Here is an 11,675-nt window from a genome sequence, read left to right on the forward strand (position 1 = left end):
GATTTGGTTTTGGTGTTTCCTGAAACCGGTTTCAGCGCTTTCACGAAGCGCTCGACCTAATAAATCCAATAAAAAGGTTTCAGACCGTGAACTCATTTTCCGCCGCCCAACGCAGCCGCGTCACCATGCTCGATGTCGCCGAACACGCTGGCGTGTCCAAGGCCAGCGTTTCGCGCTTTATCGGCGACGACCGTGCCCTGCTTTCCGATGCCATTGCCCAGCGCATCGAGCAAGCCATCAGCGAATTGGGCTATCGCCCGAACCAGATGGCCCGCGGCCTTAAACGCGGGCGAACCCGCCTGATCGGCATGCTGGTGGCCGATATCCGTAACCCTTATTCGATTGCCGTGATGCATGGCGTGGAAACCGCTTGCCGTCAGCACGGTTACAGCCTGGTGGTGTGCAACACCGATCGCGATGACGAACAGGAACGTCAGCACCTGGCGTTGCTGCGCTCGTACAACATCGAAGGCTTGATTGTGAACACCCTGGGTCATCACCGCGATGAGCTGCGGGAGCTGCATCGGGAAATGCCGCTGGTGCTGGTGGATCGCAAGGTCGAGCATCTCGAGAGCGACCTGGTAGGTTTGGATAATCCCGCCGCCGTTGAACTGGCCCTCACCCACCTTGAAGAACGTGGCTACCGCGATGTGTTGTTGGTGACCGAACCGTTTGACGGCACCAGTTCGCGGATCGAGCGGGTCAGCAGTTTCAAGGCGCAGATCGAGCAGCGTTCGGCCCTGCATGGGGCTGTGGTCGAAACCGGCAGCGACCTGACTTCACGTTTGAAAACCTTCCTCGACACACCCGGCCCAGGGCCGAAAGCGCTGTTCTGTGCCAACGGGATTGCGGCGTTGGCCGGCACGCATTCGTTGCGTGAACTGGGCTGCGACCTGTTCAAGGATGTCGGGCTGATTGCCCTGGATGATCTGGATTGGTATCCGTTGGTGGGCAGCGGGATCACCGCCCTCGCCCAGCCGACGGCGGAGATCGGCGCGAGTGCGTTTGAGTGTTTGCTCAAGCGCTTGCGCGGGGATGTCGGGGCGGTAAGGACAGTGGATTTTGCGGCGCGGTTGATTGTGCGTGGGTCGACGCAGGGGGATTTGCGGTGATTGTTATGGCCTCTTCGCGAGCAGGCTCGCTCCCACATTTGGAATGCATTCCCCTGTGGGAGCGAGCTTGCTCGCGATGAGGCCCGAAAGAACACCCCAAATTCCAGCCCTATTTTTTTGAATAAAAATGAAACCGGTTTCAGAGGTAGATAACAATGAATAAACCACCCGTTTCCATCAGTCTGTCGAGCTACGGCGCCGATCTGGTTCGCCAACGCGGCCAAGGCAGTTTCATCGATCTGTTGGCCGCCGCCGGTGCCACGCGCATTGAATGGCGCGAAGAGTTGCTGACTCATGAAGAGCCGGCGCTACTGGCCGACGCCACCCAGGCTCGCGGTCTGGAAAGCGTGTATTCCTCGCCCATGGAACTGTGGCTGGCCGGTCAATCGAAACCCAATCCAGAATTGGCCGTGACCTTGCAACGGGCCCAGGCCTTCGGCGCCAAGTGGCTGAAAGTCTCCCTCGGTTATTTCACCGACAACAATGATTTGCAGGCCTTGGCGCGACAGTTGAGTCAAAGCCCGGTGCAACTGCTGGTGGAAAACGACCAGACCTTGCACGGCGGACGCATCGAACCGTTCCAGCGTTTCTTCACTGAAGTCGAGCAACACAACCTGCCGATCAAGATGACCTTCGACATCGGCAACTGGCAATGGCAAGACCAGTCCGCCGCCAGCGCCGCGCGGTTGCTCGGCCGACACGTCGGTTACGTGCACTGCAAAGCGGTGGCGCGCCGGGCCGACGGCAAACTCGTGGCGATGCCGCCCAGCGCCAGCGACCTGCATTTGTGGGAACAACTGCTGCGGCACATGGCCCAAGGCGTAATGCGGGCCGCGGAATATCCGCTGCAAGGCGACGACCTGGTGCAACTGACCACCGAACATGTCGCCACCCTCGCCCGCCTCGGTCAATCACGGTTGGAGAGCGCTCATGTCTGAGTTCGATATTCTGTCGTTCGGCGAAACCATGGCGATGTTCGTCGCCGAGCAGAACGGCGACTTGGCCGCAGTTGGCCACTTCCACAAACGCATTGCCGGAGCCGACAACAATGTCGCCATCGGCTTGTCACGGTTGGGTTTCAACGTCGCCTGGTTGAGCCGGGTCGGGGCAGATTCCCTGGGGCGTTTCGTGATCGATACGCTGGAGAAAGAAGGCCTCGATTGCCGCCATGTCGAGATCGACTCGGCGCACCCGACCGGTTTTCAACTCAAGTCCCGCGCCGACGATGGCAGCGATCCGGTGGTCGAGTACTTCCGTCGCGGTTCGGCAGCCAGTCATTTGTCGGTGCAATCGATCACTCCCCAGCTGTTTAACGCAAGGCATTTGCACGCCACCGGCATCCCCCCGGCGCTCTCCGCCAGCGCCCGGGAAATGTCCTTTGAGTTGATGACTCGCATGCGCGACGCCGGGCGCAGCGTGTCCTTCGACCCGAACCTGCGGCCGAGCCTGTGGGCCAGCGAACAGCAGATGATCAGCGAGATCAACCGTCTCGCCGCCCTCGCCCACTGGGTGCTGCCGGGATTGAGCGAAGGTCGCTTGCTCACCGGTTTCGAAGACCCGGCCGACATCGCTGCGTTTTACCTCGACCAAGGGGCAGAAGCGGTGGCGATCAAGCTGGGACCCCACGGCGCCTATTACCGCACGCATCTGGACCAAGGCTTCGTGGCTGGCGTGCCGGTGGAAACCGTTGTCGATACCGTCGGTGCTGGCGATGGCTTTGCGGTCGGCATGATCAGCGCCCTGCTGGAAAACCTGAGTTTTGCTGAAGCCGTGCAGCGGGCCAACTGGATTGGCAGCCGGGCGGTGCAGAGCCGGGGGGATATGGAGGGGTTGCCGACCCGCGCCGAATTGCCAAGCCACATACCTGATCGTTCCCACGCTCCGGCGTGGGAATGCAGCCCGTGACGCTCTGCGTCACCGGGGACGCGGAGCGTCCCTAGAGGCATTCCCACGCAGAGCGTGGGAACGATCCACCGAACACCGTTACCTGCTGCGACAAAAACAACAAGCTCAGGAGCACCATTATGAAAACCGCAACACTCGCCGCCCGCCGCTGGTGGTACATCATGCCCATCGTGTTTATCACCTACAGCCTGGCGTACCTGGACCGCGCCAACTATGGGTTCGCCGCCGCCTCCGGGATGGCCGCCGACCTGATGATTACACCGGGCCTGTCGTCCATGCTTGGTGCGCTGTTCTTCCTCGGCTACTTTTTCTTCCAGGTGCCGGGGGCTATCTACGCCCAGAAACACAGCGTGAAGAAGCTGATTTTCGTCAGTCTGATCCTCTGGGGCGGCCTCGCGACCCTGACCGGGATCGTCTCCAACGCCTATTGGCTGGTGGTCATCCGTTTCATGCTCGGCGTGGTTGAAGCCGCGGTGATGCCGGCGATGCTGGTCTATCTGTGTCACTGGTTCACCCGTGCGGAACGCTCCCGCGCCAACACCTTTCTGATCCTCGGTAACCCGGTGACGATGCTGTGGATGTCAGTGGTGTCCGGGTATCTGGTGCAGCACTTCAGTTGGCGCTGGATGTTTATCGTCGAAGGTTTGCCGGCAGTGATCTGGGCGTTTATCTGGTGGCGTCTGGCCGATGACCGTCCGGCCCAGGCCAAGTGGCTCAGCGACCAGGAAAAACAGGATCTGGAAAGTGCCCTGGCTGCCGAACAGGTCGGGATCAAAGCGGTGAAGAACTACGCCGAAGCCTTCCGCTCGCCGAAAGTCATCGTGCTGGCCTTGCAGTTTTTCTGCTGGAGCATTGGCGTCTACGGGTTTGTGCTGTGGCTACCGTCGATCCTCAAGGCTGGCTTGCAGATGGACATGGTCGAAGCCGGTTGGCTGTCGGCGCTGCCGTATTTGGCGGCGGTGATTGGCATGCTCGCGGTGTCCTGGGGTTCGGACAAGTTGCAGAAGCGCAAACGTTTCGTCTGGCCGCCGCTGCTGATCGCTTCGATTGCGTTCTACGGTTCCTACGCCTTGGGCGCGGAACATTTCTGGTGGTCCTACACCTTGCTGGTGATCGCCGGGGCCTGCATGTATGCGCCGTACGGGCCGTTTTTTGCGATCGTCCCGGAAATCCTTCCGGCCAACGTCGCCGGTGGCGCCATGGCACTGATCAACAGCATGGGCGCCCTCGGTTCGTTCGGCGGCTCTTATCTGGTCGGTTACCTGAACAGCACCACCGGTTCCCCCGGTGCTTCGTATCTGTTGATGAGCGGCGCGCTGATGCTCTCGGTGGTGCTGACGATTTTCCTCAAGCCCGGCGCCAGTGACCGGGTCGTGGCCAACGCCGTCGTGAAGCGGCCGATGGCTGCTCACCCTTGAATTGAAGTTGAGACGAAGACCATGAAGAAGCAGGTTGTGCTGTACAAGAAACTCTCGCCGTTGCTGATGGCCCGCCTGCACGAGCAGGCCGAAGTGACCCTGATCGACAGCCTCGATGCCGAAGGCCTGGCCAAGTTGCGCAACGCCCTGCCCCGCGCCCAAGGGTTGCTCGGCGCCAGTCTGAAGCTCGACGCTGAACTGCTCGACCTGGCGCCGAACCTGGAAGCGATTGCCAGTGTTTCGGTGGGCGTCGACAACTACGACATCGAGTACCTCACCGAGCGGCGAATCCTGCTCAGCAATACCCCGGACGTACTCACCGAAACTACCGCCGACACCGGTTTCGCACTGATCCTGGCCACCGCCCGGCGCGTAGTGGAACTGGCGAACATGGTGCGCGCCGGCCATTGGCACCGCAACATCGGCCCGGCGCAGTTCGGCACCGATGTGCATGGCAAGACCCTGGGCATCATTGGCATGGGCCGTATCGGCGAAGCCCTGGCCCAGCGCGGGCATTTCGGCTTTGGCATGCCGGTGATCTACCACAGCCATTCGCCGAAACCGGCGGTGGAACAGCGTTTCAATGCGCAATACCGCAGCCTGCCAGAGCTGCTGCAGCAGGCGGATTTTGTGTGCCTGACCTTGCCACTCACCGCTGAAACTGAAGGGTTGATCGGCGCCGAACAGTTCGCCTTAATGCGCCCGGAAACGATCTTCATCAATATTTCCCGGGGCAAAGTGGTGGATGAAGCGGCGTTGATTCAAGCGCTGCGCGAGGGACAGATTCGCGCGGCCGGGCTGGATGTGTTCGAGCGCGAACCGCTGAACCATGATTCGCCGTTGATGCAGATGAATAATGTGGTGGCGACGCCGCACATTGGCTCGGCGACCCATGAGACGCGGGAGGCTATGGCCAAGTGTGCGGTGGATAATCTGTTGATGGCGTTGACTGGGGAGCGGCCGGTGAATCTGGTGAATGTTGGGGCGTGGAAGGCCTGAGCAATGATCGTTCCCACGCTCCGCGTGGGAATGCCGCCAGGGACGCTCCGCGTTCCGCTGTTGGCTGTGACGCGGAGCGTCACGGGATGCATTCCCACGCAGAGCGTGGGAACGATCAGGCTCTACGCGCCTCCAGCAAATCCGCCGCACAAAGGGCTATCCGCCGACACGCATCCGCCAGTTTCACCTGATCCACCACCAAGCCAATCCGGATATGCCCCGCCGCGCTCGGCCCGAACGCTTCACCCGCCAGTACCGACACGCCATAGCCTTCCAGCAAGCGCTCGGCAAACCGTTGGGCGCAGAGCCCGGTCGGGCGTATATCGACCATCACGAACATCCCGCCATCGGGCTTGATCGGCCGGATGCCAGGGCACGCGCCCAACCGCGCGCACACCAGGTCCCGGCGCTGGCGATACTCTTCGCGCATCTGCGCCACTTCCGGCAAATCCCTGTCCAGTGCAACTTGTGCGGCGTTCTGCACAAAATCCGGAATGCCAAACAACATGCACAACGACAAGTGCACCAGGTGCTCGGCCAAGGGTTTGGGACCGATCACCCAACCGACTCGCCAGCCGGTCATGGCGTGGGATTTGGACAAGCTGTTGATCGTCGCGGTACGTTCGGCCATGCCCGGTAAACTCGCCGGGCTGATGTGTTCGCCTTCGTACAGCAAATCGCTGTAGACCTCATCGCTGATCAGCCACAAATCGTGACGAATGCAGAGCACGGCCAGTTCCTGCCAGATCTTCAAGGAAAGGCTGGCGCCGGAAGGATTGTTCGGGCTGTTCAGCAGAAGGACCCGGGTTTTGGGCGTGATCAGCGCCGCAATATCGGCAGGATCAACCCGGAAGCCGTTCTCCGGCCGTACCGCTACCGGTACCACTTTGGCGCCGCAGGCACCGAACACACCTTCATAGGTGACGTACATCGGTTCGGCGACGATCACTTCGTCGCCCGGATCGAGCAAGCATTGCGCCACCGAGTACACCGCACATTGCGCGCCCGGCAACACGATCACATGCCCGGCATCCACCGTTTGACCGCTGCGTCGCCGGTGACGGCTGGCGATGCTGGTGCGCAGCGCCCGGGTGCCGCGCACGTCCGAGTAATGGGTATCGCCGGCCAACAAGCTGTCGATGGCCGCCTGGACGATGGGTCTGGGCGTGTCGAAATCGGGATCACCCACCGACAGGAGCAAGACATCAACGCCCTGCTCTCGCAACTCCAGCGCTCGATCATGAATCTGCCAGGCTGCCGCTCCGTCACCGGCAATGCGTTGGGTCAAGGCTGAATAGCGCATGTACTTCTCCTGTCGCGCGTGCTCCAGACTCAACCCTATCTCAAATTACAAAACGCGCCACCATCGCATTCAAATCCACCGCCAATCGCGACAGTTCGTGAGTGGCGGCGCTGGTCTGGTTGGCGCCCGCTGCGGATTGGGTGGCGAGGTCGCGGATGTTGACCAGGTTGCGATCGACTTCGCGGGACACCTGGGCCTGTTCTTCCGATGCGCTGGCGATCACCAGATTGCGCTCGTTGATCAGGTGGATCGACTGGGTGATTTGCTCCAGGGCGACACCGGCAGCGCGGGCCATTTCCAGGGTGCTTTGGGTGCGCTGGTTGCTTTGTTGCATCGAGGAAACCGCTTCGCCGGTGCCGTTCTGAATGCCGGCGACCATTTTTTCGATTTCCTGGGTCGATTGCGCGGTGCGATGGGCCAGTGCCCGAACTTCGTCTGCCACCACCGCAAACCCACGTCCGGCCTCACCGGCACGGGCCGCTTCGATCGCAGCGTTGAGCGCCAACAGGTTGGTTTGTTCGGCGATGGCGCGGATCACGTCCAGCACCTTGCCGATGTCACGCCCTTGAGCGGCCAGGCCTTCGATCATCACCGAGGTGTTTTGCACGTCGTGGGTCATGGTCTGGATCGCGTCGACAGTTTCCACCACACGGTTGCGACCTTCACGGGCCGCTTGGGTCGACTGGTTCGAGGCTTCGGAAGTCGACACCGCGTTGCGCGCCACTTCTTCCACGGCGGCGGTCATTTCATTGACGGCGGTGGCGGCTTGTTCGATTTCGTTGTTCTGTTGTTGCAGACCACGAGAGGCTTCTTCGGTGACCGTGCTGAGTTCTTCGGCGGCGGCGCCCAATTGGGTGGCGGAACCTGCAATTTGTTCGATGGTTTTGCGCAGGTTGTCTTGCATGGCGGACAAGGCACCGAGCAAACGGGCCGGTTCGTCCTTGCCATCGACTTCGATGGCTTTGATCAGGTTGCCGCCAGCGATGGCTTCCGCTGCCTGCACCGCACGGTTCAGCGGTTCGACGATGCTGCGGGTCAGCAGCCAGGCCAACAGCACAGTCATCAGGGCTGCAACCACCGACACCGCAATGATGCCGTTGGTGGCGAAGGAATACTGGTCGCTGGCCTCGGCATCGGCCGACGTCGCGTCGGCCTTGTTGATGGCGATCAGTTTGTTCAACTGCTCGCCCATCTGGTCGGTGCCGTCCTTGATCCGGGTGTTGATCAGCTTGCGCATTTCATCGAGTTTGTCCTGCCGCGAAAACTCCAACATCTCGCGCTGGGCTTGCAGGTAATTGTCCAGCGTGGTGGCGAACGTTTTGTACAACGTTGCTTCTTCACCGCCGGCCGGCAATGCCGCATATCCGGCCTGCGCCGTTTTGACCTTTTCTACCAGCACATCGATGCGGGTCGCGGCTTCTTGCAGGCTTGCGGGCTCGCGGTTCACCAGAATGCGGAACGAAAGAATGCGCAGGCGTAATACGTTTTCAGTCATGACGCCCAGATAACTGACGCTGGGCAGTTGATTGCTTTCCATGTCCACGGAGGCCTGGCGGATGATCGACATTCGACTCACCGCAAACACACCCAGCACAATGACCAGCAAGGCGATGAAGGCAAAACCGAGGAAAGCGCGAGGCGCGATATTCAGATTACGCATGGACATAGGATGAGTCTCGGGTGGTTGAACTTCGAGCATCCGTGCCGTGATCGCTGTCAGGTGGGCGTGTAAGCCGGCCGGATCAGCCTGGCGCCACTGTTGTAATAGGTTTGTGCGCGCCTATGAGGGTTATCGGCCGGACTTGAGGTTTTTTGCGGGGGGAGGAGAAATATATTTCAAGGGTTTACGGGTGTTTCAACGGTGAAACACATAGAGGTGGGTGGCATTTAGATCCACCCCTCACCCTAACCCTCTCCCCAGAGGGTAGAGGGGACTGACCGAGGTGTCTTGCGAGCTGCATCGACCTGAATAACCGAGTCAAACTCAGGTTCTGAAAAGGCCCCGATCGGCTCCCTTTCCCCCTCTCCCCAGAGGGTAGAGGGGGCTGACCGAGGTGTCTTGCGAGCTGCATCGACCTGAATAACCGAGTCGAACTCAGGTTCTGAAAAGGCCCCGATCGGCTCCCTTTCCCCCTCTCCCCAGAGGGTAGAGGGGACTGACCGAGGTGTCTTGCGAGCTGCATCGACCTGAATAACCGAGTCGAACTCAGGTTCTGAAAAGGCCCCGATCGGCTCCCTTTCCCCCTCTCCCCAGAGGGTAGAGGGGACTGACCGAGGTGTCTTGCGAGCTGCATCGACCTGAGTAACCGAGTCGAACTCAGGTTCTGAAAAGGCCCCGATCGGCTCCCTTTCCCCCTCTCCCCTATGGGGAGAGGGCTGGGGTGAGGGGTTGGTTCTTGAGTCCACAAAAAAATCAAACCTTGCGAGCAGCCATCCGCCACACCCGCGCAATATCACTCGCTCGCTCGCGCAACAACCGCGGCGCCTCGGCACACGCCTGCTCCAGGGTCATCGGCCCGCTCGCCAGGGCAAACGCGGCATCAATTCCGTGCCCATACAGTTCCTGATAACCCTCCCCCAGCGTCCCGGCGATAACGATCACCGGCACACCCTGTTGCCGTGCAATCCGCGCTACGCCGAACGGCGTCTTGCCGCGCAAGGTCTGGGCATCAAAGCGGCCTTCGCCGGTAATCACCAGATCCGCGCCTTTCACGGCTTCGGCCAGGCCGACCAATTCCGCGACCACTTCGACGCCGGCCTGGAATTGCGCGCCGAGAAACGCCTTGGCCGAAAAGCCCAGGCCACCCGCCGCACCGCAGCCCGGTTCGTCGCGCACATCTTTATTCAACGCCTGCGCGCACAGATCGGCAAAGTGCCCAAGGGCCTGGTCCAGTTGCTGGACTTGCTGCGGTGATGCGCCTTTCTGCGGACCGAAAATCACTGAGGCACCGTGGGCGCCGCACAATGGATTGTTAACGTCCGCAGCAATGTCGAAGCGGACTGTGTTCAGGCGCGGATCGATGTCGCTCAGGTCGATGTTTGCCAGGTGTGCCAGCGCCAAGCCGCCGGGCGCGAGAACCTGTCCCTTGGCATCGAACAGTTTGACGCCCAAGGCCTGCATCGCCCCGGCACCGCCGTCATTGGTGGCACTGCCGCCAATCGCCAGGATGACCCGTTGCGCGCCGGCATCGAGTGCGGCGCGGATCAGTTCGCCGGTGCCGAAGGTGCTGCTGATGCAGGCATCGCGTTGTGCCAGCGGCACCAACTGCAAGCCGCTCGCTTCGGCCATTTCAATAATCGCTGTGTGGTTGTGTGGCAACCAACCCCAAGCGGCTTCGACGGTTGCCCCCAGCGGGCCGCGAACCGGGGTGCGGCGCAATTCGCCCGAGCACGCCGCCAGAATCGACTCGACCGTCCCTTCCCCACCATCGGCCATCGGGCATTTGACCAATTGCGCGTGCGGCCAGACTTCAGCCAAACCCAGCGCAATGGCATCGGCTACGCCCTGGGCACTCAGGCTGTCCTTGAACGAATCGGGGGCGATGACGATTTTCATGTGAATTCTCCAGTTCCAGTGCATCCATGCTGCCAGTTGCCCCGGAGGATGACGCCGGTCAGGTGCACAAGTGGGGGTGGCGTTTGTTGTTCATTTCTACAAAACAGAGATTATGGTGGCTGGGAGGGCCCTATCGCGGGCAAGCCTTGCTCCTACAGGGATCGCGGCGCTCGCTCTTGTAGGAGCAAGGCTTGCCCGCGATGGCGTCCTCACAATCGCCACACATTTCAGTCGGTTTGCGGCAGGAGCTGCACGCCCAGATAAAGCGCCAACATCCCATCCAGCCGCAATGGATCCACCCCGCTCAACTCGGCAATCCGCTCCATGCGATACCGCAAGCTGTTGCGATGAATACCCAGCGCATCGGCACAGGCCTGGCTCTGCCCGTCGTGGTCGCACCAACTGCGCAGGGTCGCCAGCAGTTGGCCGTTGTTGTCCTTGGCGATGACTTTGCGCAATGGCTTGAGCAGTTCATCCAGGGCATCGTCGTTGCGATGTCGCCAAAGCATCACCGGCAGCCGATAACGGTTCAGCGTCAACAACCGCGAGCGCGGCAACACATCGCGTCCGTAGGCCAGCAAATCCCCGACCCGGCGATAGCAGCGGCGCAAGCCCGGCAGTCCATCGGCCTGCCCGCCGACGGCAATGCGCAGAATGTTCCAGCCCAGACCATCGAGCTTTTCCAGCAACCGTTCATGTTCGATCGCGTGGCTCGCCGGTCGGCACCACAGCAGCGAGGATTTGGCCGAACTGACGCACCAACTGTCAGGGTAACGACTGATCAGCCAGGCACTGAGGGCTTCGACGGTCTGCCCCGGCCCGTGCTCCAGGCCCAATTCGAACAGATACGGCACCCGCGTCAGTTGCGGCTTGAGGCCCAGTTGTTGCGCTTCGTCCACCAGGCGCGGCGAATCCCCGGCGTCGGTCAGCAGCAACGCGAGCAAATCATCGCAACGCTGACGCCGCCATTGCTGTTCGGCCTGCTGATTGCGCTGGCCCACCAACATCTCGGCGGTCATGCGCACCAGTTCGGCATAGGTGCGCAGTTGCTCGGGTTCACCGGTAATGCCGAGCACACCGATCAGCCGCTGATCGAGCAACAGCGGCAGGTTGATCCCCGGTTGTACGCCTTTGAGGTGAATCGCCGTTTGCGCGTCGATTTCCACCACCCGCCCGTTGGCCAGCACCAGTTGCGCGCCTTCGTGGCGGGTGTTGATGCGCTCGGGCTCGCCGCTGCCGAGGATCAACCCCTGACTGTCCATGACGTTGACGTTGTACGGCAGGATGGCCATGGCCCGGTCGACGATGTCCTGGGCCAGGTCGTGATCGAGTTCAAACATGGGGCAGATCCTTGAAAGCGTGGTGGGACGGGTTGTTCACCC

At 61.1% G+C, this 11,675-nt stretch carries 9 protein-coding genes and 1 pseudogene; 5 read left to right on the forward strand and 5 right to left on the reverse strand.

Going from position 1 to position 11,675, the window contains the following annotated elements; translation table 11 throughout:
- The first annotated feature begins 86 nt into the window (after nt 1-86).
- From BK667_RS13480 to BK667_RS13500, 5 genes are all read left to right on the forward strand, one after another.
- Nucleotides 87-1,112: a LacI family DNA-binding transcriptional regulator gene (locus tag BK667_RS13480; RefSeq protein WP_123597892.1), complete on the forward strand. Its 1,026-nt coding sequence runs from the start codon at nt 87-89 to the stop codon at nt 1,110-1,112.
- A 155-nt stretch (nt 1,113-1,267) separates the two neighbouring features.
- On the forward strand, nt 1,268-2,050 hold the full coding sequence (locus BK667_RS13485; protein ID WP_123508238.1) for a sugar phosphate isomerase/epimerase family protein: 783 nt from the start codon (nt 1,268-1,270) through the stop codon (nt 2,048-2,050).
- The gene (locus BK667_RS13490; RefSeq protein WP_123508237.1) at nt 2,043-3,017 is read left to right on the forward strand and encodes a sugar kinase; all 975 of its coding nucleotides are present in this window, start codon (nt 2,043-2,045) and stop codon (nt 3,015-3,017) included. The genes BK667_RS13485 and BK667_RS13490 overlap by 8 nt, the downstream gene beginning before the upstream one ends.
- A gap of 119 nt (nt 3,018-3,136) precedes the next feature.
- Complete coding sequence (locus BK667_RS13495; RefSeq protein WP_123508236.1) at nt 3,137-4,435, forward strand: MFS transporter; 1,299 nt, start codon at nt 3,137-3,139, stop codon at nt 4,433-4,435.
- A gap of 21 nt (nt 4,436-4,456) precedes the next feature.
- A complete protein-coding gene (locus tag BK667_RS13500) occupies nt 4,457-5,434 on the forward strand; it encodes a 2-hydroxyacid dehydrogenase (RefSeq protein WP_123508235.1) in 978 nt (325 codons plus the stop codon).
- Nucleotides 5,435-5,549: 115 nt separating this feature from the next.
- Here the strand turns inward: BK667_RS13500 and BK667_RS13505 are convergent, their stop codons facing one another.
- The 5 genes and pseudogenes from BK667_RS13505 to BK667_RS13520 all read right to left on the reverse strand — a co-directional run bounded on the left by BK667_RS13505 (nt 5,550) and on the right by BK667_RS13520 (nt 11,633).
- Entirely contained in the window at nt 5,550-6,737 is a 1,188-nt protein-coding gene (locus BK667_RS13505; protein ID WP_123597893.1) for a pyridoxal phosphate-dependent aminotransferase, read from the reverse strand.
- A 40-nt stretch (nt 6,738-6,777) separates the two neighbouring features.
- The gene (locus tag BK667_RS33955) at nt 6,778-7,641 is read right to left on the reverse strand and encodes a methyl-accepting chemotaxis protein (protein ID WP_375539170.1); all 864 of its coding nucleotides are present in this window, start codon (nt 7,639-7,641) and stop codon (nt 6,778-6,780) included.
- Nucleotides 7,636-8,436: pseudogene (locus BK667_RS33960) on the reverse strand (MCP four helix bundle domain-containing protein); the annotation flags it as partial. The gene BK667_RS33955 and the pseudogene BK667_RS33960, both read right to left, overlap by 6 nt.
- A 714-nt stretch (nt 8,437-9,150) precedes the next feature.
- A complete protein-coding gene (locus tag BK667_RS13515) occupies nt 9,151-10,293 on the reverse strand; it encodes a glycerate kinase (protein WP_123597895.1) in 1,143 nt (380 codons plus the stop codon).
- Between the two features lie 227 nt (nt 10,294-10,520).
- Nucleotides 10,521-11,633 carry a sugar diacid recognition domain-containing protein gene (locus tag BK667_RS13520; protein ID WP_123597896.1) on the reverse strand — a complete coding sequence of 371 codons (1,113 nt, stop codon included), beginning with the start codon at nt 11,631-11,633 and terminating at the stop codon, nt 10,521-10,523.
- Nucleotides 11,634-11,675: the final 42 nt, after the last annotated feature.

This window comes from Pseudomonas frederiksbergensis, assembly GCF_003732705.1.
Lineage (GTDB): Bacteria > Pseudomonadota > Gammaproteobacteria > Pseudomonadales > Pseudomonadaceae > Aquipseudomonas > Aquipseudomonas frederiksbergensis_F.

Coding starts and splice junctions, on each gene's coding strand:
- BK667_RS13520 (WP_123597896.1), bottom strand. CDS start 11,633: ATGTTTGAACTCGATCACGACCTGGCCCAGGACATCGTCGACCGGGCC.
- BK667_RS13500 (WP_123508235.1), top strand. CDS start 4,457: ATGAAGAAGCAGGTTGTGCTGTACAAGAAACTCTCGCCGTTGCTGATG.
- BK667_RS13490 (WP_123508237.1), top strand. CDS start 2,043: ATGTCTGAGTTCGATATTCTGTCGTTCGGCGAAACCATGGCGATGTTC.
- BK667_RS13515 (WP_123597895.1), bottom strand. CDS start 10,293: ATGAAAATCGTCATCGCCCCCGATTCGTTCAAGGACAGCCTGAGTGCC.
- BK667_RS33955 (WP_375539170.1), bottom strand. CDS start 7,641: ATGCAAGACAACCTGCGCAAAACCATCGAACAAATTGCAGGTTCCGCC.
- BK667_RS13485 (WP_123508238.1), top strand. CDS start 1,268: ATGAATAAACCACCCGTTTCCATCAGTCTGTCGAGCTACGGCGCCGAT.
- BK667_RS13505 (WP_123597893.1), bottom strand. CDS start 6,737: ATGCGCTATTCAGCCTTGACCCAACGCATTGCCGGTGACGGAGCGGCA.
- BK667_RS13495 (WP_123508236.1), top strand. CDS start 3,137: ATGAAAACCGCAACACTCGCCGCCCGCCGCTGGTGGTACATCATGCCC.